This window comes from Stutzerimonas stutzeri (assembly GCF_013522825.1).
In the GTDB taxonomy this organism is placed as follows: domain Bacteria; phylum Pseudomonadota; class Gammaproteobacteria; order Pseudomonadales; family Pseudomonadaceae; genus Stutzerimonas; species Stutzerimonas stutzeri_AK.
This window is the reverse complement of record NZ_JAAMQZ010000020.1, coordinates 14,801-38,244: the sequence shown is the minus strand read 5'-3', so window position 1 is coordinate 38,244 and position 23,444 is coordinate 14,801. Positions and strand designations below refer to the sequence as shown.

21 protein-coding genes are annotated in these 23,444 nt (G+C 61.7%); 11 read left to right on the top strand and 10 right to left on the bottom strand.

Translation table 11 applies throughout. The features are described from left to right. Positions 1-130: 130 nt before the first annotated feature. Positions 131-781, bottom strand: a complete 651-nt coding sequence (gene alkB, locus G7020_RS13810; protein WP_181085345.1) for a DNA oxidative demethylase AlkB — start codon at positions 779-781, stop codon at positions 131-133. Positions 782-959: 178 nt separating this feature from the next. Here alkB and G7020_RS13805 point away from each other — a divergent pair, with 178 nt between their 5' ends. Next, positions 960-2,027 (top strand): phosphotransferase family protein, encoded by a 1,068-nt coding sequence (locus G7020_RS13805; protein ID WP_181085343.1) that lies wholly within the window; start codon positions 960-962, stop codon positions 2,025-2,027. Between the two features lie 29 nt (positions 2,028-2,056). After that, complete coding sequence (locus G7020_RS13800) at positions 2,057-2,824, top strand: SDR family oxidoreductase (protein ID WP_181085341.1); 768 nt, start codon at positions 2,057-2,059, stop codon at positions 2,822-2,824. 52 nt (positions 2,825-2,876) lie between these two features. Here the strand turns inward: G7020_RS13800 and G7020_RS13795 are convergent, their stop codons facing one another. Then, a complete protein-coding gene (locus G7020_RS13795; RefSeq protein ID WP_181085340.1) occupies positions 2,877-3,524 on the bottom strand; it encodes a hypothetical protein in 648 nt (215 codons plus the stop codon). Continuing rightward, the gene (locus G7020_RS13790; protein WP_181085339.1) at positions 3,524-3,673 is read right to left on the bottom strand and encodes a hypothetical protein; all 150 of its coding nucleotides are present in this window, start codon (positions 3,671-3,673) and stop codon (positions 3,524-3,526) included. The genes G7020_RS13795 and G7020_RS13790 overlap by 1 nt, the downstream gene beginning before the upstream one ends. A gap of 40 nt (positions 3,674-3,713) precedes the next feature. On the opposite strand from G7020_RS13790, the gene G7020_RS13785 reads away from it, so the two are divergent. Beyond that, positions 3,714-4,496: a TSUP family transporter gene (locus G7020_RS13785; protein WP_181085337.1), complete on the top strand. Its 783-nt coding sequence runs from the start codon at positions 3,714-3,716 to the stop codon at positions 4,494-4,496. Here the strand turns inward: G7020_RS13785 and nudC are convergent. From nudC to G7020_RS13750, 7 genes are all read right to left on the bottom strand, one after another. Further along, positions 4,464-5,297: an NAD(+) diphosphatase gene (nudC, locus tag G7020_RS13780; RefSeq protein WP_181085335.1), complete on the bottom strand. Its 834-nt coding sequence runs from the start codon at positions 5,295-5,297 to the stop codon at positions 4,464-4,466. The genes G7020_RS13785 and nudC overlap by 33 nt on opposite strands. Then, the gene (locus tag G7020_RS13775) at positions 5,298-6,980 is read right to left on the bottom strand and encodes a ferrous iron transporter B (protein WP_181085334.1); all 1,683 of its coding nucleotides are present in this window, start codon (positions 6,978-6,980) and stop codon (positions 5,298-5,300) included. 37 nt (positions 6,981-7,017) lie between these two features. Then, positions 7,018-7,830 carry a crotonase/enoyl-CoA hydratase family protein gene (locus G7020_RS13770; RefSeq protein WP_181085332.1) on the bottom strand — a complete coding sequence of 271 codons (813 nt, stop codon included), beginning with the start codon at positions 7,828-7,830 and terminating at the stop codon, positions 7,018-7,020. Positions 7,831-7,976: 146 nt separating this feature from the next. Then, positions 7,977-10,229, bottom strand: coding sequence for an Orn/Lys/Arg decarboxylase N-terminal domain-containing protein (locus G7020_RS13765; protein WP_181085330.1), 2,253 nt, complete (start codon positions 10,227-10,229; stop codon positions 7,977-7,979). Between the two features lie 78 nt (positions 10,230-10,307). Further along, positions 10,308-11,054 carry a DNA polymerase III subunit epsilon gene (dnaQ, locus tag G7020_RS13760; RefSeq protein WP_181085328.1) on the bottom strand — a complete coding sequence of 249 codons (747 nt, stop codon included), beginning with the start codon at positions 11,052-11,054 and terminating at the stop codon, positions 10,308-10,310. A gap of 11 nt (positions 11,055-11,065) precedes the next feature. Then, complete coding sequence (gene rnhA, locus G7020_RS13755) at positions 11,066-11,518, bottom strand: ribonuclease HI (protein ID WP_181085326.1); 453 nt, start codon at positions 11,516-11,518, stop codon at positions 11,066-11,068. A 14-nt stretch (positions 11,519-11,532) separates the two neighbouring features. Then, positions 11,533-12,291 carry a class I SAM-dependent methyltransferase gene (locus G7020_RS13750; protein WP_181085324.1) on the bottom strand — a complete coding sequence of 253 codons (759 nt, stop codon included), beginning with the start codon at positions 12,289-12,291 and terminating at the stop codon, positions 11,533-11,535. A gap of 112 nt (positions 12,292-12,403) precedes the next feature. On the opposite strand from G7020_RS13750, the gene gloB reads away from it, so the two are divergent. From gloB to fabI, 8 genes are all read left to right on the top strand, one after another. After that, positions 12,404-13,180 (top strand): hydroxyacylglutathione hydrolase, encoded by a 777-nt coding sequence (gene gloB / locus G7020_RS13745; RefSeq protein ID WP_181085322.1) that lies wholly within the window; start codon positions 12,404-12,406, stop codon positions 13,178-13,180. A 294-nt stretch (positions 13,181-13,474) separates the two neighbouring features. Then, positions 13,475-15,022, top strand: a complete 1,548-nt coding sequence (locus tag G7020_RS13740; RefSeq protein ID WP_181085320.1) for a lytic transglycosylase domain-containing protein — start codon at positions 13,475-13,477, stop codon at positions 15,020-15,022. 139 nt (positions 15,023-15,161) lie between these two features. Further along, complete coding sequence (locus G7020_RS13735; protein WP_181085433.1) at positions 15,162-16,991, top strand: extracellular solute-binding protein; 1,830 nt, start codon at positions 15,162-15,164, stop codon at positions 16,989-16,991. After that, positions 16,988-18,871: an extracellular solute-binding protein gene (locus G7020_RS13730; protein ID WP_181085318.1), complete on the top strand. Its 1,884-nt coding sequence runs from the start codon at positions 16,988-16,990 to the stop codon at positions 18,869-18,871. The genes G7020_RS13735 and G7020_RS13730 overlap by 4 nt, the downstream gene beginning before the upstream one ends. Positions 18,872-18,873: 2 nt before the next feature. Beyond that, complete coding sequence (locus tag G7020_RS13725; protein WP_181085316.1) at positions 18,874-19,947, top strand: microcin C ABC transporter permease YejB; 1,074 nt, start codon at positions 18,874-18,876, stop codon at positions 19,945-19,947. Continuing rightward, entirely contained in the window at positions 19,947-20,966 is a 1,020-nt protein-coding gene (locus G7020_RS13720) for an ABC transporter permease (protein WP_181085314.1), read from the top strand. Before G7020_RS13725 ends, G7020_RS13720 begins: the two co-directional genes overlap by 1 nt. A 1-nt stretch (position 20,967) precedes the next feature. Further along, positions 20,968-22,605 (top strand): ABC transporter ATP-binding protein, encoded by a 1,638-nt coding sequence (locus tag G7020_RS13715; RefSeq protein ID WP_181085312.1) that lies wholly within the window; start codon positions 20,968-20,970, stop codon positions 22,603-22,605. Next, positions 22,592-23,386, top strand: coding sequence for an enoyl-ACP reductase FabI (gene fabI / locus G7020_RS13710; RefSeq protein WP_181085310.1), 795 nt, complete (start codon positions 22,592-22,594; stop codon positions 23,384-23,386). Before G7020_RS13715 ends, fabI begins: the two co-directional genes overlap by 14 nt. Positions 23,387-23,444 lie beyond the last annotated feature (58 nt).

Here is a 23,444-nt window from a genome sequence, read left to right as displayed (position 1 = left end):
ATGTCCTGCCTGTTCAAGTGATGCCGGCAATCTGAGCCAGAATCCCAGTCGCAAGCACTCCGAATCTTGCGGTTGAATTGTCATCCGCTTGACCTGCACGCCTCTGGCGACTGAAAAACCATGCCCCCTGCTAACCAGCCTTGCGGAAGGTGAAGTTGATGCGCTTGCTGCCAAGCAGTGGATGAGGCGCGTCCTTGAGAGGCATCACCGCATGATATCGCAGGCGATCCTCAGCTCCCCAAACCACGACGTCACCGTGTTGGAGCGCCACCTTTACGGTCTTGTCCGTTCGCTTGTGCCCACCGAATAGAAAAGTCGCCGTCATGCCCAGTGATACCGAAACGATGGGCGCCTGGAAATCCCGCTCGTTCTTGTCCTGGTGGAGGGACAATCGCGAGCCGGGAAGATACTGGTTGATCAGGCAAGCATCGGGCTCGAACTCCGCGAAACCTGCCGCCAAGGCGGCCTTGTGCGCCAACCGTGCAAAGACTGGCGGCATGGCTGGCCAGGGGCGCTGGTTGTCGGGGTCTGTACGCGTATAGCGATAACCCCGTCGATCACTCACCCAGCCCAGCTCACCACAATTGGTGAGCGCGACCGACATCGTGAAGCCACCCGGGGTGAGCATGTTGCGAAACGGCGATTGCGCTTCGATATTGGCAATTTCAGGTAGCAAATCGTCGACATACGGCAGCGCAAACCCTCGAAGAATGAAAGCCGAAGGTCCGAGGGATTCACGCTGCCCGATGAGGCAGTCAGCGAAAAGATCGAGGGTTGTCATGGCGGCTGGACTCCCTGGCGACAGCTGTCAGCAAATACCTGGCATCAGGCCCCTTGATTGCTTGGCAACACCTTTGCCAATAACGAGCCGCTTCACTTGGTGAAGTCAGGGCACAGCCTTTAGATTAGCGCTTCACTCGCAGGCATCGTCGCCGCATCGATCATAAAAAGGGACACGCATGGCGCTTACAGACCAGACCAGCCGAATCCGCGAGGGCGAGGAACTGCCCGCCGAGATCATCGCTCCGTATCTGAAGGCCCATATTCCAGGCCTTGAAGGCACGCCGCGCATTACGCAGTTTCCCGGTGGCGCATCCAATCTGACCTACCTGCTGGAGTATCCCGACCGGGAGCTGGTGCTGCGCCGCCCGCCGTTCGGCCAGAAGGCCAGATCGGCACACGACATGGGCCGCGAATACCGCATCCTCAATCAGCTCAACGCCGGCTTTCCATATTGCCCGAGGGCTTATGTCCACTGCACCGACGAAAGCCTTATCGGTGCCGAGTTCTATGTCATGGAGCGCGTCAGAGGCATCATCCTGCGCGAAGACATGCCGCCCGAACTAGGTTTCACGCCGGAGCAGACCCGTGCCCTGTGCAAGAGCTTCATCGACAAATTCGTCGATCTGCACAACGTCGATTACCAAGCGTGCGGTCTGGGTGACCTGGGCAAGCCCGAGGGTTACGTCCAGCGCCAGATCAGCGGCTGGATCGAGCGCTACGAGCGCGCCATCACCCCCGATGCACCGACCTGGGAGCCGGTCAAGGCCTGGCTGCGCGACAAGATGCCGGCTGATCACCCCAAGCCCGGAATCATCCACAACGATTACCGCTTCGATAACGTCATTCTCGACCCGGACAACCCGATGCAGATCATCGGCGTGCTCGACTGGGAAATGACCACCCTCGGCGACCCTCTGATGGACCTGGGCAACACCCTGGCCTACTGGATCGAGGCCGACGACCCGCCTCCCGTGCAACTGATGCGCAAGCAGCCGAGCAACGCGCCGGGCATGCTCACGCGCCAGCAGTTCGTTGACTACTACGCCGAACGCGCCGGCATCCGCATCGACAACTTCGATTACTACTACACCTATGGTCTGTTCCGCCTGGCCGGCATCATCCAGCAGATCTACTACCGCTATTTCCACGGTCAGACCCAGGACAAGCGATTCGCCCGGTTCGTGCAACTCAACGCCCTGCTTGAACAGATGTGCCTGCAGGTCATCCACAAATCGAAGCTGTAGAACAGCCCGCCCTTACAGGAAATCTCATCATGAGCAAAACCACCCTTTTCGACCTGGATGGCAAGATCGCCTTCGTCTCCGGCGCCAGCCGTGGCATTGGCGAGGCCATTGCCCGCCTGCTCGCCCGGCAAGGCGCCCATGTCATCGTGTCCAGCCGCAGGATCGAGGGCTGCCAGACGGTGGCCGACGCCATCAATGCCGAGGGCGGCAAGGCGACGGCGATGGCCTGCCACATTGGCGAACTGGAGCAGATCCAGGCTGTTTTCGCCCATATTCGCGAACAGTTCGGGCACCTCGACATCCTGGTCAACAACGCAGCGACCAACCCGCAGTTCTGCCACATCCTCGACACCGACGTCTCGGCCTTTCAGAAAACCGTGGACGTGAACATTCGCGGCTACTTCTTCATGTCCGTCGAAGCCGGCAAGCTGATGCGCGAGCACGGTGGCGGCAGCATCATCAATGTCGCCTCGATCAATGGCGTTACACCGGGGCATTTCCAGGGTATCTATTCAGTCACCAAGGCCGCCGTGATCAACATGACCAAGGCCTTCGCCAAGGAATGCGCGCCGCTGGGCATCCGCTGCAACGCCTTGCTGCCGGGTTTGACCGACACCCGGTTCGCCTCCGCACTGGTCAGCAACGATGCCATCCGTGAAGAAGCGCTGCGCCATATTCCCCTGCATCGCGTGGCCAATCCCGAGGAAATGGCCGGCGCTGTGCTCTACCTGGCCAGTGATGCCTCCAGCTACACCACGGGCCTGTCGCTCAATGTGGATGGTGGCTATCTGGCCTGATCACAAAAGGAAGGGAGCCATTCAGGCTCCCCATACGTACCGCTCCTGTACGTTACCAATCCTTCATCGCCTGCTCGGCGGCGGCATTCGCTGGCTGTGCCAGCGGCCCTGTCGGTGTCATCTCGATGGCGTACTCGGCTCCGTCCGCGATGGGCAGGAAACTGACTCGGTGCTGCTGCGCCTCGACCAGTAGCGAGCCACACTGACAACGCTGCAGCCAGGCCCAGAAATCCAGCCCCAGCCGGCTCTGCTCCAGCACGACCCGTACATTGCGTGCCTGCTCCTGCTGTTCTACCGCCAGGTAGCGGCCTGAAAGCCTTTGCAGTCGAAAGCCGCTTTCAAGGCCGATCAATGACGCCAGGCCTTTCCACTGCAGCACGCGCAGATCGAGCTGCCAGAGGTCGCCCTCCAGGGTGACGAAACGGGTCTGCCCATGCTGCTCAAGCCTTGCCTGATAGCGCTGCGGCCCTTCGGCCTGGAAGGCCAGCCGGGCCAGGGGCTTGTCCTGTGGCAGCGGGCGATAGGTCGTGACGTCCCAGGCGATCAATGCGATCACGCCGCCCAGCGCGAGCAATAGCAGGCCGAAGGTGCCGCGCAACCATCCCAGCAGCCAATTGCCGCCCAGCAGCACACGCAACGCGAGCAGTGCGGTTACCAGTGCAAGGAAGCCGACCCCTACTGCAAGTCCCAGATATTGCATCACATGCCTTCCTGAAAAATCGGTGAAGCATTATCGGTGGCACCCTGCAGGGCATCCAGCATCAGCTTGGAACACTGATTACGAGTCGACATTATGTCGCTGCTTCCGGTTGCCAGGCCGTTGGCTTGGCGTGATGCAAGCGGCATCATGCGCCATTCTTCTCCGCCCTCTCCCTTTAGCAAGTGTCCCATGCCCTTTCTCGAATTAACCCTGGATCTACCCGTACTGGCAGCCTTGCTGGTCGTTGCCTTTCTCGCCGGCTTTATCGATGCCATTGCCGGTGGCGGCGGCCTGCTGACCCTGCCTGCTCTGCTCACTGCCGGCCTGCCGCCGCATCTGGTGCTGGGTACGAACAAGCTGTGCGCGACCTTCGGCTCGGCCACGGCCAGCTTCACCTTTTATCGGCGCAAGCTTTTCGACCCCCGGCAGTGGGGACGTGCGCTGGTCGCCACGGCCATCGGTGCGGCGCTTGGCGCCGGACTGGCGCACCTGATTCCTGCGCAATGGCTCAATCAGCTGCTGCCGCTGGTGGTTTTCGTCTGTGGGCTGTATCTGCTGTTCAACCCCGTTCCGGTGACACCCAGGGAAAACACCGCGCCGATTGGCAAGCACCGCCAATGGCCACAGGGACTGGGGCTCGGCTTCTATGACGGCATTGCCGGGCCGGGTACAGGCGCCTTCTGGACAGTCAGCAGTCTGCTGCTGTATCCGCTGGACTTGCTCAGGGCAAGCGGCGTGGCGCGCAGCATGAACTTCGTCAGCAACGGTACGGCGCTGGCTGTTTTCATCATCAGCGGTCAGGTTGCCTGGGTGCTGGGCCTCGGCATGGGGCTGGCGCTGATGGCCGGCGCCTACCTTGGCGCACGAACGGCAATTCGTGGCGGCTCGAAATTCATCCGGCCAATCTTCATTTTCGTGGTGTTGCTGTTGAGCCTGCGCCTAGCCTGGCAGCACTGGTTCGGCGTGGCCTGAACACCGGGCCAGATAGAGTTCGATCAGGTAACGGGCGATGGATTTCGGCGCCGGCAAGGCCGGTAGCCGGTCGATATGAAACCAGCCGGCGTCCTCGATTTCCTCCGGTTGCATGACGATTTCCCCTGCCGCGTACTCGGCATGAAAGCCCAGCATCAACGAGTGCGGAAAGGGCCAGCCCTGGCTGCAGATGTACTGCGGCCTGTGGATCGCCACCCCGACCTCTTCATGTACTTCACGTATCACGCACTGCTCCACCGACTCACCCGGCTCGACGAACCCGGCCAGGGTGCTGTAGACCCCAGGGGCGAAACGCGGCGAGCGTGCGAGCAGCAACTCGTCGCCACGGGTCACCAGCACGATCATGCTCGGCGAGATGCGTGGATAGTGATGGATGCCGCATGCGGCGCACTGCATCGCACGCTCTGATGGATGCTGGCGCATCGGCTGGCCACAGCGACCGCAGAAGCGATGCTGGTTGGCCCAGGTACCGATCTGCGCGGCAAAACCGAGCATGCGAAACCGGTCGACATCCTCATCCTGCATCATGAACTGGCGCAGGCCCTGCCAGGATGCGCCAGGCACTTCGGCCTGATGGGCCAGTTCGAACAGGAATACCGGATCACCCTCGAAATAGCCGAGGCCCTGCTCGCTGATCAGCGGCAGGGCCAGACGCTTGAGCCAATCTCGGGGAAACAGCACACCACTGTCGTCATGGAGAAAGCCCTGCTGGCAATGCACGAGCGCCCATCCGCTCTCACCGCTCGGGTCGAGTCGTGCGGGTTGCCAGCGCAGGCTCACTCAGGCGGCTACCGGCAGGCCCAGCGCGCGGACGCTGTCGGCGGCAAGATCCAGAACACTGATGCGCGAATCGTCACGCCGCAGGATCGCGCCACCTTCGAGGTAGTACTCCAGGCTGGTCAGGGCATCGGCAAGGGTTTCGAGCATCTGCTCCGAGGGCATCTGTACACCTTCGAGCATCTGCTTCTGAATGAAGTCTGCGCACGCGCCGATCAGCTCGGCAGCGCGATCCTGTTCGAGAAAGCGCAGCCCGCCGCGAACCGCCATCAGGCTGAACGGAACATTGGCCAGATGCAGTTTCTCGCCATTGGATTCCAGATAGGCGGTGATGGCCCGCTTGGCCAGGGCCAGTCCCGCCGTCGCCTCGCCGATCACCACGATACAGGCCTCGGTGAGCTGGTGGTTGGCGAAGGCTTGCGCCTCATGGCCGGATTGAATGGTCTGCGGGCGCGTATCACGCCGCTCACCCCGTTCGAGGCTGGCCACCATGCTTTCGACATAGAGCACCGCATCGGCCAGTTTGAGCAGTGCTTCAGAGGCCGGAGGGTTTTCGGCAGTCCAGCCCGAGGCCTGACTCAACTGTGCATGCAGGGCGCTGGAGGCAGACGACAAGCCTACCATGCCAAGGGTCTTGGCCAGCTTGCCGAGCAGGCTGTGCAGATTGGCATAGGATTCCGCTGCCGCGGTCTGACGCTCGATCAGGTCCAGCAGGTCCTTGAGGCTTGCAAGCTCCTCGCGGATCGCCGCGGACAGCGAACGCATCACGGCCTGACCGGGGCCGGCCAGGCGCTGGGATTCATCTTCGAGAAGATGATCGGTGAAGGGCAACGGGCCCAAGGAAAATATTTCCCGAACCTGACTTGCGATCGGCCCGCCACTTTCAGCCAGCGCAACCAGATACAGCAACTCCTTGAGCAGGCTGCGCGGCGGCTCATGGCCACTGTTGACGATCAGTTGCCGAAGCTCCCGGTCGACTCTGGAAAACAGCCGTTTGCGTGACTGGCGTGGCAGCAGCTGACCATCGAGCTGCGCTTCCAGCGCGGCGCTGCCCAGCCAGCACAGGCGCCCAGCTGGCGTATTGGCGTAGAGCATGTCCAACCGGCTGAGCGCCCGGCCCATGAGTTTGAGGCTGGCCGCCGCATTGGGTTCACGGATGAAGCCGAGCAGACCAAGCTGATACATCTGCCGCAGTCGACGCGCCTCGGCAGTGCGCGCAGCGGGCTCACGCACCGGCGCTGTTAGTGCTGGACGCGCATGGTCGAGACGGACGCTGAAGAAAAAGCTTTCCGGCAGCGGTGGCTGTGCACCGGCCAGACGCAACGCATTGATCGGGGGCAAAAGCAGTTCGGGCATTTCCTGGCGACTGGCATCGACACTTTCCAGATAGCGCGCAAGCACGTACAGCGCATTGCTCAGCGCCGTCAGTTGCGTGTCGCGATCTTCTCCTGCACCAACGGGAATATCCGTGGCCAGTTGCAGAATTTCCTGCGCCAGCAGTTCGGCACCGGTCAGCTCGATAAGGCTGAGGGTGCCGCGAACCTGCTTGAGGTTCTCGACCGCCTGCTGCAGCAAGCCACCGTTATTGCGGTCGATGATGAAATGTTCGAGGCTCTGCTCGGCCTCTTCCATGGTGGCGAACAGTTCATCGCGAACCAGGCTGAGTGAAGTCGCTCCGGTTACCATGCCTGGCGCACCCCCCGCGCAATGTTTGGCTGATGCATCAATCGGCGAAGTCCGGCTTCTGTTTGCTCATGTGCGCGGTCATGGCCACCCTGAGGTCTGCCGACTGGAGCATGGCCGCATTCCAGGTCGCGACATATTCGAGGCCGTCATCGACGCGGTGATCACGCATGTAGCGAATCATTTCCTTGGTACCACGGATGGCCACGGGCGATTTGTCGGCGATCTGTGCCGCCAGCTCGAGCACCGCCGCCATCATGGTCGGCTGGTCCGGGTAGGTCCGGTTGACGAGGCCGATCGCCTGCGCTTCCTGCCCATCGACCGCGCGCCCGGTATAAGCCAGCTCACGCATGATACCGTCGCCGATGATGCGCGGCAGACGCTGCAGGGTGCCGACATCGGCGGCCATCCCCATGTCGATTTCCTTGATGGAGAATTGTGCGTCGAGGGTGCTGTAACGCATGTCACAGGCCGAGACCAGGTCGATGGCGCCACCGATGCAATGCCCCTGGATGGCGGCGATTACCGGCTTGCGGCAGTTGTCCACGGCGTTGAAGGAGGCCTGCAGCTTGAGTATCTGCCGGCGCAGACGGTCGGCATTGCGCCCGATGTCGCTGCCCATGCCACTCGCGGCCTGAGCCAGCAATTGCAGATCGATGCCCGCCGAGAAGTGCTTGCCCTCGCCGGTCAGCACCACCACCCGCACCTCGTCGGTATCGTCGACCCACTGGAAGATGTCGACGATCTCGCTCCAGAAGGCAGCATTCATGGCATTGACCTTTTCGGGCCGGTTGATCGCCACATGGGCGATCCTGTCCTTCAGCTCCACACGAAAGGATTGGTATTCAGTCACGCTATCTTCCTCGGCTGGGCAGATTGTCAGGCCTTCTCGGGGACCTGTTTCAAGCCGCACAACTATAACAACAGCCGGCTGAAAGTCGATGCGAGAGCGTGTGATGCAGCCCACGCCCTGGCACATCATAAGCCCGTATTGCCGGTTCAACCCTGCATGATGCAGTCCACCGTATAACGATGGCCCTCGGGATGATCCTCGCGCTGCAGCCCATGCACATCGGCATCGAAGCCGGGAAAGCGCAGGGCAAAGCGCTGGGCGAAATCGAGGTAGTCGAGAATCGAGCGCGTCTCGGCGGTAAAGCGTTCGCCTGGCATGATCAGCGGTATACCCGGCGGGTACGGCACCAGCATCACGGCTGCGATGCGCCCTTCCAGGGCATCGATCGGTACGGCCTCGACCTCGCCGCGCACCAGCTTGTCGTAGGCGTCAGCCGGCTTCAGTACCTGCTCCGGCAACGCGGTATACATGCGTCGCATGGCTTTTGCGGTGGCATTTTCCCGATAGCAGCCATGCAGTGCATCGCACAGATCGCGCAAGCCCATGCCGGCATAGAGGCTGCCACCGACGAGGGCCACGCTGGGCAGCGCATCGCAGAGCGGAACGTTGTCGTCGTAGTGCCGCTTGAATTCCAGCAACTCGGTCAGCAGCGTGCTCCATTTACCCTTGGTGATGCCCATGGTGAACAGGACCAGCATCGAGTAGAGCCCGGTCTTCTCTACCACCAGGCCACGCTCCCAGAGAAACCGGCTGACCACCGCCGCCGGAATACCGCGTTCACTGAGTTTGCCATGGGCGGTCAGGCCGGGCGTGGTCAGGGTCACCTTGATCGGGTCAAGCAGTACGTAATCGGCAGCGACATCACCGAAGCCGTGCCAGTCCGCCTCCGGCTGCAGCAGCCAGTCGGCAGTGGCCAGGGTCTCCGCGCCATCCGCGGTTTCCGGTTGCCAGATGCTGAACCACCAGTCATCCGCCGCCAGATGGCTGCGCAGATTGGCCAGCGCGCGGCGGAAGCTCAGCGCCTCATCGAAGGTTTCCTGGATCAGCGAGCGTCCCGCCGGACCTTCCATCATCGCCGAGGCCACATCCAGCGAGGCGAGGATGCCGTACTGCGGCGAGGTGGAGGTATGCATCATGAAGGCTTCGTTGAAGCGGTCGAGGTCCAGCTGGCGCTGCTGGCTGTCGAGCACATGGATCATCGAGGCCTGACTGAAGGCCGCCAGTACCTTGTGCGGCGAGTGGGTGGTGAATACCAGCGGCCCCTGCTCACGGGTATCCATGCCGTAGCGGCCATCGTAGAACTCGTGAAAGGCCGCGTAGGCGTACCAGGCCTCGTCGAAATGCAGCACGTCGACGCTGTTGCCCAGGGTGCGCTTGATCAGGTTGGCGTTGTAACAGAGGCCGTCGTAGGTCGAATTGGTCACTACTGCCAGCTTTACCCGTGGCGGTCGCCCACGCGCCAGCGGGTTGGCATCGATCTTGGCCTGAATGGAAGCCGGCGTGAACTCTTCCAGCGGAATCGGCCCGATGATGCCCAGCTCATTGCGCGACGGCGTGAGGTAGAGCGGAATCGCGCCGGTCATGATGATCGAATGCAGGATGGACTTGTGACAGTTGCGATCCACCAGCACCAGATCATCCCGCGCCACCATCGAATGCCAGACGATCTTGTTGGCGGTCGAGGTGCCATTGATCACGAAAAACGTATGATCGGCGCCGAAGTTGCGCGCCGCGCGTGCCTCGGCAGCAGCCAGCGGCCCGGTGTGATCGAGCAGCGAACCCAGTTCCGGCACGGATACCGAAAGATCCGACCGCAGGGTGTTCTCGCCGAAGAACTGGTGGAAGGCCTGCCCCACCGGGCTCTTGCGGTAGGCCACGCCACCGCCGTGGCCCGGTGTGTGCCAGGAGTAGTTGGAGTCCCCGGTATGCTGCACCAGCGCGCGGAAGAACGGCGGCAGCAACCCGTCCAGGTAGTTGCGCGCGGCCCGTGCCACCTGCCGGGCCAGAAAAGGCACCGTATCCTCGAACAAGTAGAGCAACCCGCGTAGTTCGTTGAGATCGGCCATCGCTTCGGCGGGGGCGTTCTCGATGGTGATCTGCTCGCCGAGGGCGAAGATCGGCAGCTTTGGCGCCCGCCGTCGCGCCACGCGGATCAGGCCGACCACGTCCTGCAGCAACCGCTGGTTTTCCCCGGCACCTTCCGCCGCCACCAGGATGCAGGCCAGACCATGATGGGTGGACGCCACGATGCGTCCTTCGGCGGCGCTGCCGGTGGGCAGGATATGGAATCCGTCCTGCTCCAGTTCGGCAGCAATTTCGCGGACCCGTTCACCGGCTACCGTATCGGCCTTGATGTCTCGGTGAACGATGAGAATGGGAAATTTCAGGTCTTTGTGCATGAGGGTTTCCTGAAGGAGCGTTCCTTCAGGGTAGAAGCTTCGCCCCTCAAGCACCAAGCCTGAATAATGCGTGCTGGCTCAAGTCTGCCTCTCGCCTGCCTGTTCCAACTGCAACCACAGGGGTTGAGCCCCTGCCGCCTTCTCGATGGCCTGCATGCGTGCCGAGTGTGCGGCGATTTCCTCGGCATTGGCGCGCAGCACCTGAGTCAGCGGGCGCCCCGCTGGCAGGCGGCGAATCGGCGTGGCCTGCCGCCTGCCCCCGTTGTCACCCTCCGCCCCGTCTCCGGCCAGGGACAGGTTGGTCTGCCCGCCGGTCATGGTCAGCCAGACGTCGGCGAGGATCTCGGCATCGAGCAAGGCGCCGTGCAGCTCGCGACCGGAGTTGTCCACGCCATAACGTTTGCACAGGGCGTCGAGGCTGTTGCGCTGGCCGGGATGGCGCTCACGGGCCATCAGCAGGGTATCGAGAATGCTGCAGTGATCGCTCAGCTCGGCACGCTCGCGCTGGCCGAGCAGGGCGAATTCGTTGTTGATGAAGCCAACGTCGAACGCCGCATTGTGGATGATCAGCTGTGCGCCCTTGATGAACTCGAAGAACTCATCGGCGACATCCCTGAAGCGCGGTTTATCGACCAGAAACTCATTGTTGATGCCGTGCACCGCGATGGCGCCCTCGTCCACTTCCCGGTCCGGCTGCAGATAGACATGGTAATGCCGGCCCGTCAGGCGTCGACCGATGACCTCGACGCAGCCGATCTCGATGATGCGGTGGCCGTCGGTCACCGGCATGCCGGTGGTTTCTGTATCCAGCACTACGCTACGCATGTTCCCTTCTCTCAGGCAGTTTGTCGTTTGGCTTGTACCACGCCGCGATTGGCCAGCAGGTCGGCCTGTTCATTTCCGGGATGGCCGGTATGCCCGCGCACCCATTGCCAGGTCACCTGATGGCGGTTGACCTGCTCGTCGAGCAGCATCCAGAGATCGGCATTCTTTACCGGCTGTTTGGCAGCGGTTTTCCAGCCGCGCTTCTTCCAGTTGGGCATCCAGTCGTTGATACCCTGCATGACGTACTGGGAATCGGTGACCAGGCGCACCTGGCAGGGTCTTTTCAGCTCTTCCAGCGCACGAATGGCTGCCATCAGCTCCATACGGTTGTTGGTGGTCTGCGCCTCGCCGCCCCAGAGCTCGCGCCTCACGCCCTTGTAGATCAGCAACGCGCCCCAGCCGCCGGGGCCAGGATTGCCCTTGCAGGCACCATCGGTATAGATCTCGACCGCGTCATCACTCATGAAGATTACAGACCCTAGTGTTCGGCATCGCGCCGACTGACCTTCGCCACGGGCATCGGCAACAGCTGGCCCATGCGCTCGCGACGGCTTTCCCGCAGGGGTCGCAGGCCCACCATCAGCTTGCGCGCCACCAGCAGATAGAAACCGCCCGTGGGCGCCTGCAACCGCTGGCCGATGGTTTCCAGTGCGGACAGTCGCGCCTGCCATTGGCTCGAAGAAAGCGGCGGACAATAGCATCCGAACCGGCGTTTCTCCAGTGCGAAGCCAAGCAGGTTCAGCCAGTCGCCGACCCGCGTCGGACGGATGCAGCGCGCCTGACGAAAAGCCTTGCGTGACAACAGGTGCGAGGCCCCCCAGGGGCTCCAGGGGTTGACGCCGATTATCAGCAGATGACCGCCCGGCCTGACGCTGCGTGCCGCTTCACGCAACAAGGCGTGTGGTGACAGGCTGAAATCGAGACCATGCTGCACCACCACGACATCAGCTGCATGTTCGCCAATTGGCCAGGATTGCTCCTCGCAGACGATTTCGACTCCAGGCAGCGGCGGCCCCAGTCGTACACTGCGCTTGAGCTTCTGCGGTTCGATGGGGGTATTGGCGAAAGGCCCGTAATGCACCAGGTAACTGCCGAAAAAGCGTCCGAGCTCCTGAGCCAGCACACGCTGTTCATGTTCCAGCAGCTGTCGGCCTGCGGGACCGTCAAACCAGGCGCTGGTCTCGCTCATCAGCGCCAGCCAGGGGCTATCGGCCCCGGCGCACGGCTCATCACTCATGGCTCGGCTCCATTGATCGCTTCGGTCGTCAGGGCCGCAACTTGCGGTCGGTTCCACTTTCGAATCTGGCTGTTAGGATGCGCTTTTGCGATTGACTTGGCGACCCGCACTCATGTTGAAAATAGATGCTCTGCCCGCTTTCACCGATAACTACATCTGGCTGCTGCAGGATACGCAACGACAACGCTGTGCCGTGGTGGACCCCGGCGATGCCACTCCCGTTCAGCTCTGGCTGGATGCCCATCCAGGCTGGCAACTGACGGATATCCTCGTTACCCACCATCACCATGACCATGTCGGTGGTGTGCAGCAGCTCAAGGCGCAGTACGGCGCCAAGGTTTACGGTCCCGCCGCCGAGAAGATCCCCGCACTGGATCAGGGGCTCGCTGACGGCCAGCGCATCCGCATTCTGGAGCACGACCTGGAGGTGATCGAAGTTCCGGGGCATACCCTGGGCCATATCGCCTACTTCCATGACGATACCGATACACCCTGGCTGCTGAGCGGCGACACCCTGTTCGCCGCCGGTTGCGGACGCCTGTTCGAGGGGACTGCGGCACAGATGTTCGCATCGTTGCAGCGGCTGACGGCACTGCCTGCACGCACCCTGGTGTACTGCACCCATGAATACACCCTGAGCAACCTGCGCTTCGCCCAGGCCGTGGAACCCGACAATCGGGACATCGCCAGGCGCTTCGAGCAGGTCACCCTGCTGCGCGAAGCCGGCCAGATCTCGCTGCCCTCTGACCTGCTGACCGAACGGGCGACCAATCCCTTCCTGCGCTGCAGCGAGCCGACCGTGGTCACTGCCTGCCAGAGCCAGGGCCGTCGAACCGAAACCCCCGAGGCCGTATTCGCTGCGCTGAGAGTCTGGAAAGACAACTTCTGAGAAAAGCAGGGATCTGCTGCGCTTCGCAGCAGATCCCGGGCGATCGCGCTATGGCGTCATTCTGCGATGGTGGTTCGATAAAAACGCTGAAAAAACGCCATTTGCGCTCGAACCTGGACCGCTTGTCGTTCAGCCTCCAGCTTTCCAGCGCTGTTTTCGGCTCTTTGAGCGCATGGCGCGATCACCCTGGCAGCAGATCCTGCACCAGTCCGCAAAACCGCAGCCTTTACTTGACCCACCGGAACGGCATTTCTACACTCCCCCGAATTTTGCGCCAGGGGAAGCCTTCAGCCAATGTCGTCCGACTCTTCGAATCGCCCATCTCCGGACGCCTTGGCAACCTCTGGTCGGGTCCTGGCGCTGGCCATCTGTCTCGCCATAACCGGTTGCCAGAGCACCACTGTTTCGCGAGCACCGGCAATCAGTGCCGAGCCCCTCCCGGCCCCATCGCTGGCACAGAAAACCCTGTGGCTGGAGCCACAGCCTGCCGAGCTCCAGTACCCGGACATCTGGGGTCGTATCAGGGACGGCTTCAAGCTCCAGGAACATCTGGGCAGCAATCCACGCATCGAGCAACAGCGCCTGCTGTTTGCCGCTCGTCCCCAGTCCATCGAGATCGCCGGCGAGCGCGGCAGCCTTTATATCCATTACATCGTCGAGCAGCTGGAAGAGCGCAACATGCCGCTCGAACTGGCCTTGTTGCCCATCATCGAGAGCGCCTACAACCCGTTCGCCTATTCGCCGGCCCAGGCGATGGGCCTGTGGCAGTTCATTCCCTCGACGGGCCGCCACTTCAATCTGCAGCAGACCAACTGGTACGACGGCAGACGCGACATCACGGCTTCGACCGCTGCCGCGCTGCGCTACCTGTCCTATCTGCACGGGCTGTTCAACGATGACTGGCTTCTTGCACTGGCGGCTTATAACGCCGGCGAGGGAACGGTCAGCCGCGCCATCGAGCGCAATCAGAAACTCGATTTGCCAACCGACTACTGGAATCTGCCGCTGCCCAAGGAAACCCGTGATTACGTGCCCAAGCTGCTGGCGCTCTCGCAGATGGTCCAGAGCCCCGAAGCCTACGGACTCAATCTGAGCCCTATCGCCAATGAGCCCTACTTCGAAGTGGTCGCCCTGAAGCAGCGGATGAATCTGGCCACCGTCGCGCAAATGGTGGACCTCGATGAAGATGAACTCTACCAGCTGAATCCGGCCTTCACCCGCCGCATCACCCTGGACGGCCCGCAGCATCTGCTGGTGCCAAGTGCAAAGGCAGAAATGCTGGCTGCCAACCTGGCACTGATGAAGCCACAGGATGCCGTCGATTGGCAGCAGTACAGGGTAAAGCCCGGCGATACCCTCGGAGCGATCGCCAACCGCCATCATCTGTCCGTCAACATCATCCGCGATATCAATCACCTCAAGAATGATCGTCTGCGCATCGGCCAGGTGCTCAGCCTTCCGCAACCCCGTGACGCGCGCCCACGCGAGCTACTGCACGCCGTTGCCCGAAGCCAGCCGGCATCTGGAAGCTACCAGGTCCGCAAGGGCGACAATCTCTGGGAAATTGCCAAGGCACAGAAGGTTTCGGTTCGCGATCTGCAACGCTGGAACAAGCTTTCCGGCAGCAGCCTCAAGGTGGGCCAGGTCCTGGCCATCCAGGCCGTTGAAGAAAGCCGTGGCAGTAACTCCGAACCGACCTACTACAAGGTCAGAAAAGGCGATTCGCTTTATGAAATCGCCAAACGCTTCAACGTGCGGCTCAATCATCTGAAGAGCTGGAATCCCGAGGACAGCACCCTGCTCAAGCCCGGCCAGACACTGACGCTGTATCTTGCGCCCTGAATGGCGCTGCAGCGGTGGCTGGCGGCTGTCATCTATTGACGCAAAGAGTGATGGATAGCGAGCTTTTTCCAGCGGATACAAGCTGTTACTGTAGCCGACCGAAAAGCCCGCAAGTGCCATGGATCGGATTTTCCGTTTGATGCGCCTCACCCTGCTGCTATTGATCTGCCTGGGATTGAGCTTCCCATCTTTCGCCGCCATCAGCGAAAGTCATGGTTATGCCCAGTTCGGCACACTCAAGTATCCCGAGAACTTTACCCACTTCGACTGGGCGAATCCCGATGCGCCCAAAGGTGGGCGGCTACGGTTGATGGCCGCAGGCAGCTTCGACACGCTCAACCCCTACACCTTCAAGGGCACCAGCCCTATCGCCACACCGGGCTTCTTTCAATACGGCATCAGCGAGCTGAACGAGACACTGATGGTGGGATCGGGCCTCTATGATCCTTCGGGCGACGAGCCAGCCTCGGTATACGGGCTGATCGCCGAAACCATCGAATACAGCGACGACCAGAGCTGGGTCGTGTTCAATCTGCGCGATTCAGCGCGCTTTCATGATGGTCATCCCATCACTACCTACGATGTCGCCTTTTCCTATCGCCTGCTGCTCAGGGACGGCCATCCCCGCTATCGCACCGACTTGCAAGGCGTCAGGCGGGTCGACATCCTCAACCGCCACAAGATTCGCTTCGTGTTCGACAAGCCCGACAATACGCAGCTGATCATGCGGCTTGGCGAGCTGCCGGTACTGCCCCAGCATTACTGGAAGGACCGCGATTTTCGCGCCACGACGTTCGAGCCCCCGCTGGGTAGCGGCCCTTACCGCATCAGCAACGTCCAGCCCGGACGTCGCATCCAGTTCGAGCGGGTAAAGAACTGGTGGGGCGCGGAGCTCGCAGTCAATCGCGGCAAGTACAATTTCGACCGGGTCGAGGTCGAGTTCTACCGCGACAGCACCGTGGCCTTCGAGGCGTTCAAGGTGGGCGAGTTCGACTTCTATATCGAACACCAGGCGAAAAACTGGGCCAACGGCTATCAGTTTCCGGCACTGTCCAGAGGCGAGGTGGTGCGCGCCGAGATCCCGCATCAGATCCCAACCCAGACCCAGGCCCTGTTCATGAATGGTCGCAGACCATTGTTTGCCGATATCAGGGTTCGCCAGGCACTGGGCATGCTGTTCGATTTCGAGTGGACCAACCGAGCCCTGTTCTACAGCGCCTACCAACGCAGCGAAAGTTACTATCCCAATAGCGATTTTGCCGCGACAGGCCGCCCGGAAGGCGGTGAATGGCTGTTGCTTTCACCGTTTCGCGAGCAGCTCCCTGCCGCGCTCTTTACCGAACCCTTCGAACTGCCAAGGACGGAGGGGCGCGGCATCCCACGCGATACCTTGCGCCAGGCCCTGGCACTGCTCAAGGACGCCGGCTGGAAACTGAAGCCCGAAGGCCTGCGCGATAAGAATGGCCGCCCGCTGCAATTCGAGATCCTGCTGGTCAACCCGCGTCTTGAGCGTATTCTTCAGCCTTATACCGGCAATCTCGCCCGCATCGGCATCCAGGCGCGCCTGCGCACCGTCGATGCCGCCCAGTACAAGCAGCGGCTGGATCAGTACGACTACGATATGATCCTGGCCACCCTGGGCCAGAGCCTCAGCCCCGGCCTGGAACAGTGGCTCTACTTTCATTCGAGCCAGGTGAATATCAAGGGAGGCCGCAACTATGCGGGGATCGCCAATCCGGTTATCGATCAGTTGCTCGACAGGCTGATCGCCGCAAAAACGCGCGAGGAGCAAGTTGCCGCTGCCCGCGCCATCGATCGTGTGCTGTTGTGGAACCACTACAGCATCCCCAACTGGTTCATCAGCAATCACCGTCTGGCGTACCGCAACCGGTTCGCCCATCTCACCACACCGCCCTACACCCTCGGGTTGCGCGCGTGGTGGTTGAAGGATTTGGAGAAGGCTCAATGACAAACAGCTTACGTTGGCCATCCCTGCAAGCAGGCATTCTTAGCCTCTGCTGCCTGGCCAGCTTCGCCACGGCAGCGCCACAGCACGCACTGACCCTGTATGGCGAAAAACCGAAATATGCCGCTGACTTCAGCCATTTCGAGTACACCAATCCCGATGCACCCAAAGGCGGCGTGCTGCGCCAGGCAGGTTTCGGCAGTTTCGATTCGCTCAATCCCTTCATCAACAAGGGCGTTGCCGCCGACGACATCGGGCTGATCTACGATACCCTGGCCACCAGCAGCCTCGACGAACCCTTCACCGTCTATGGCCTGCTGGCGGAAAAGATCGAAAAAGGCCCCAACAACCAGTGGGTACGCTTTCACCTGCGCCCCGAAGCGCGTTTCCATGACGGTGAGCCGGTCAAGGCCGAAGACGTCGTATTCACCTTCGAAACCCTGATCAGCCAGGGTGCGCCACATTATCGCGGCTACTATGCCGACGTCGAAAAAGTGGTCGCCGAGACGCCACGCCGGGTTCGCTTCGATTTCAAGCACGCCGGCAACCGTGAACTGCCGTTGATTCTCGGGCAGTTGCCGGTCCTGCCGAAACACTGGTGGGCCGAGCGCGATTTCGCCGCCACCAGCCTGGAGCCACCGCTGGGCAGCGGCCCCTACCGCGTGGAGCGGGTGCAGGCGGGGCGTTCGATCCGCTATGCCCGCGTCGAGGACTACTGGGGCAAGGACCTGCCGGTCAACCGCGGTTTCTACAACTTCGATCGGATAAGCCTGGACTACTACCGCGACAATACCGTGGCGTTGCAGGCCTTCAAGGCCGGGCATTTCGACTTCTGGGAAGAGCGCACCGCGAAGAACTGGGCGACCGCCTACAACATCGAGGCGGTGCGCAGCGGGCGCATCGTCAGGGACGAGATCGCCAATCACAACCCGCAGGGCATGCAGGGCTTCATCTTCAACATCCGCCGGGAACGCCTGCAGGACGTTCGGGTTCGGGAAGCCATCGCCCTGCTGTTCGATTTCGAATGGACCAACCGCCAGTTGTTCAACGGCGCTTATAACCGCACCCGGAGCTATTTCGACAACTCCGAACTGGCCTCCTCGGGACTGCCGGACGAGAAGGAACTGGCCTTGCTCGAACCCCTGCGAAATCAGATACCTGCAGAACTCTTCGAAAGACCTTTCGAGCTGCCGCGTTCCAGCGCCGATGGCGTGATTCGCGAACAGCAGCGCAAAGCCTACAAGCTGCTGACCGACGCAGGCTGGAAGATTCAGGATGACCGGATGGTCGACAACCTCGGCAAACCGGTCAAGCTTGAGTTTCTGCTGGTGCAGGCTGAATTCGAACGCGTGCTGCTGCCCTACAAGCGCAACCTGGCCGATCTGGGCATCGATCTGGAAATCCGCCGTGTGGATGTCTCGCAATACATCAACCGCTTGCGCTCACGCGACTACGACATGATCGTCAGTGGCTTCGGCCAGTCCAGCTCGCCGGGCAACGAGCAGCGTGAATATTGGCATTCGGCCAGTGCCGACAACCCCGGCAGCCGCAACTTCATCGGCCTGAAGGACCCGGCAATCGACACCCTGGTGGAAAAGCTGATCGCCGCCGACTCGCGCGAAGAGCTGATCACCCGCACCCGCGCGCTGGATCGCCTGCTGCTCTGGGGCCACTATGTCGTGCCCAACTGGCACATCAAGACCTGGCGGGTCGCCTACTGGAGTCATCTGGCGCATCCGGCAATCACCCCCCGCAGCGATATCGGCCTGATGACCTGGTGGCACAAGCCCGATAGCGCGGCACCCGATCCGAACGCCAGCGACGAGCAGCCGCTCACTGAAGCGCAGGCCAGCAATCCTGCCCAACCAGACGCGGAGCGCTAGGAATGCTCGCCTATATCTTTCGCCGGCTGCTGCTGGTCATCCCGACCCTGTTCGGCATTCTGCTGATCAATTTCCTCATCATCCAGGCCGCACCCGGCGGCCCGGTCGAACAGGCCATCGCCAAGCTGGAAGGCTTCGAAGGCGCCACCAGCCGCATCGCCGGCGGCGGCTCGGAAGTGGCCGCCGCCGGCAACAACTATCGCGGTGCCCAGGGCCTCGACCCCGACCTGATCGCGGAGATCGAGCGCCTCTACGGCTTCGACAAACCGCCTGCGGAACGCTTCTGGATCATGCTCAGCAACTACCTGCGGCTGGATTTCGGCGAAAGTTTCTTTCGCGATGCCAAGGTGACCGACCTGATCATCGAAAAAATGCCGGTGTCGATCTCCCTGGGTCTGTGGAGCACCCTGATCATGTACCTGGCCTCGATCCCCCTGGGCATCGCCAAGGCCACGCGCCACGGCAGCCCGTTCGACGTCTGGACCAGCTCGGCGATCATTATCGGCTATGCCATCCCGGCCTTCCTGTTCGCCATCCTGCTGATCGTGCTGTTCGCCGGTGGCAGCTACTGGAACTGGTTTCCACTCCGGGGGCTGACCTCGGGCAACTTCGACGAGCTGACGCTGGGCGGCAAGATCCTCGACTACTTCTGGCACCTGGCGCTGCCCGTCACCGCCCTGGTCATCGGTAACTTCGCGACCCTGACGCTGCTGACCAAGAACAGCTTTCTCGACGAGATCAACAAGCAGTACGTCATCACCGCCCGCGCCAAGGGCCTGAGCAAGAACCGGGTGCTCTACGGGCACGTGTTCCGCAATGCGATGCTGATCATCATCGCCGGCTTTCCGGCAGCCTTTATCGGCATGTTCTTCACTGGCTCGCTGCTGATCGAGGTGATCTTCTCCCTCGATGGCCTGGGACTGCTCAGCTTCGAGGCGGCGATCAACCGTGACTACCCGGTGGTGTTCGGCACCCTCTTTCTTTTTACCCTGCTGGGACTGGTGGTGAAGCTGATCGGTGACCTGACCTACACCCTGGTCGATCCACGCATCGATTTCGAAAGCAGGGAGGCCTGATGACACTGTCCCCCCTCAATCAGCGCCGTTTTGCCCTGTTCAAATCGCATAAGCGCGGCTGGTGGTCACTGTGGCTGTTTCTCGCATTGTTCATTCTCAGTCTCGGTGCTGAACTGGTCGCCAATGACAAGCCCATCGTAGTGCGCTACGACGGCGAATGGTTTTTCCCGGTGTTCAAGCGCTACCCGGAAACCCGCTTCGGTGGCGAGTTTCCCATGCAGGCCAACTACAAGAGCCCATACATACAGGAACTGATCGAGGAGAAGGATGGCTGGATGATCTGGCCGCCGATTCCGTTCAGCTATTCCAGCATCAACTATGATCTGCAGGTGCCCGCGCCCGGCCCGCCCTCGACAACCAACTGGCTGGGCACCGACGACCAGGGCCGCGACGTGCTCGCCCGCATCATCTACGGCTTTCGCATCTCGGTGCTGTTTGCGCTGACCCTGACCCTGATCAGTTCGGTCATCGGCGTGATCGCTGGCGCCCTGCAGGGCTTCTACGGCGGCTGGGTCGATCTGCTCGGCCAGCGGGTGCTGGAAATCTGGTCCGGGTTGCCGGTGCTTTATCTGCTGATCATCCTCGCCAGCTTCGTGCAGCCGAACTTCTGGTGGCTGCTGGGCATCATGCTGCTGTTCTCCTGGATGAGCCTGGTCGATGTGGTGCGCGCCGAGTTCCTGCGCGGACGCAATCTCGAATACGTGCGTGCCGCGCGGGCACTGGGCATGGGCAATGGCGCCATCATGTTCCGCCATATCCTGCCCAACGCCATGGTCTCGACCATGACCTTCATGCCCTTCATCCTCACCGGTGCCATCGGCACGCTGACGGCCCTGGACTTTCTCGGCTTCGGCCTGCCGCCCGGAGCACCCTCGCTCGGTGAGCTGGTGGCCCAGGGCAAGTCGAACCTGCAGGCGCCCTGGCTGGGCATCAGTGCCTTCATGGTCCTGGCGATCATGCTGAGCCTGCTGGTATTCATCGGCGAGGCCGCTCGCGATGCCTTCGACCCCAGGAAATAGCATGACTGAGAATCTGATAGAAGTGCGCGACCTGGCCGTCGAGTTCGTCAACGTGGACAGAGCGCAACGCGTCGTCGAAGGCGTCAGTTTCGACATTCGCAAGGGCGAAACCCTGGCGCTGGTGGGTGAAAGCGGCTCGGGCAAATCCGTCACGGCCCATTCGATACTGCGACTGCTGCCCTACCCGCTTGCCAGGCACCCAGCCGGAGAAATCCGTTATGCGGGCGAGGACCTGCTCAAGGCGGACGAGAAACGCATGCGGCAGATACGCGGCAATCGCATCGCCATGGTGTTTCAGGAGCCCATGACTTCGCTGAATCCGCTGCACACGGTCGGTACCCAGATCAACGAGGTGCTGCAGCTGCACAAGGGGCTGAGGGGCAAGGCGGCCAGCGCCCGCACCCTGGAACTGCTGGAACTGGTGGGCATACCGGAACCGAAAAAACGCATTCGCGCCTATCCACACGAGCTTTCCGGCGGTCAGCGCCAGCGCGTTGTAATCGCCATGGCGCTGGCCAACGAACCCGAACTGCTGATCGCCGACGAACCCACCACGGCGCTGGATGTCACGGTACAGCTGAAAATCCTTGAGCTGCTCAAGGAATTGCAGGCACGCCTGGGCATGTCCTTGCTGCTGATCAGCCATGATCTCAATCTGGTTCGGCGCATTGCACATCGCGTATGTGTCATGCAGAGCGGTCGCATCGTCGAACAGGCGTCGTGCGAGGAGTTGTTTCACAAACCGCAGCATCCCTATACCCAGGAATTGCTCGCAGCCGAGCCCAGCGGCGACCCGGCACCAGCCGAGCCTGCGCCACCCCTGCTGGAAGTGCAGGACCTGCGGGTCTGGTTCCCGATCAGGAAGGGCTTGCTGCGGCGCACGGTGGACCATATCAAGGCTGTCGATGGCGTCACCTTCAGCCTGCCCAGAGGGCAGACACTGGGAATTGTTGGCGAAAGCGGCTCCGGCAAGTCAACATTGGGGCTCGCGATACTGCGTTTGCTGTCCAGTCGCGGCGAGATACGTTTTCAGGGCCAGGCGCTGGAGAAGATGTCCCAGCGCGCGGTACGCCCCCTGCGGCGGCAGATGCAGGTGGTGTTCCAAGACCCTTTCGGCAGCCTCAGCCCGCGAATGTCCGTCGGCCAGATCGTCGGCGAAGGTCTCGACATTCATGGAATGGGCAACGCCGAGGAACAGGCGCAGGCGATCATCGATGCGCTGGTCGAGGTAGGGCTCGACCCGGAGAGCCGCCACCGCTATCCCCACGAATTTTCCGGGGGCCAGCGACAGCGTATCGCCATTGCCAGGGCTCTGGTGCTCAAGCCCGAGCTGATTCTGCTCGACGAGCCGACCTCTGCCCTGGACAGAACCGTACAACGGCAGGTCGTGGAGCTATTACGCTCGCTGCAGGCCAAGTACAACCTGACCTACCTGTTCATCAGCCATGACCTGGCGGTGGTACGGGCGCTGAGCCACCAGATGATGGTGGTCAAGCAAGGCAAGGTAGTTGAACAGGGCGCGGCCAGGACCATCTTCGCCGCGCCCCAACATCCATATACACAGCAGTTGCTGGAATCCGCCTTCATGGCGCCAGCGGCTGAACAACCAGAAGAGGGACAAGCACATGGGTTTTCTTAGCGGCAAGCGCGTACTGATCGTTGGCGTTGCCAGCAAACTTTCGATTGCCTCGGGCATCGCGGCGGCCATGCACCGCGAAGGCGCCGAGCTGGCGTTCACCTATCAGAACGAGAAGCTCAAGGGCCGTGTCGAAGAGTTCGCCGCGAGCTGGGGCTCGGGTCCGGAACTGTGCTTCCCCTGCGATGTGGCCAACGACGATGAAATCGCCCAGGTCTTTAGCGAACTGGGCAAGAAGTGGGATGGCCTGGACGGCATCGTCCATTCCGTGGGCTTCGCGCCGGGCGACCAGCTCGATGGCGACTTCACCGACGTCACCACCCGTGACGGCTTCAAGATCGCCCACGACATCAGCGCCTACAGCCTGGTGGCCCTGGCCAAGGCCGGGCGTCCGATGATGAAGGGCCGCAACGGCTCCATCCTCACCCTGTCCTACCTCGGTGCCGAGCGCACCATGCCCAACTACAACGTCATGGGCATGGCCAAGGCCAGTCTTGAAGCCGGCGTCCGCTACCTGGCCGGCAGCCTTGGCCCGGAAGGCACCCGCGTCAATGCGGTTTCCGCCGGCCCGATCCGCACGCTCGCAGCATCCGGCATCAAGAGCTTCCGCAAGATGCTCGCCGCCAACGAGAAGCAGACTCCGCTGCGCCGCAACGTGACCATCGAGGAAGTCGGCAACGCTGGCGCCTTCCTCTGCTCGGATCTCGCTTCCGGCATCAGCGGTGAAATCCTCTATGTCGATGGCGGCTTCAACACCACCGCCATGGGTGCCATCGAAGACTGATTCTGCACGCCGGAAAAAGTCGTAAAAAAACCGCACCCTGGTGCGGTTTTTTTGTTTG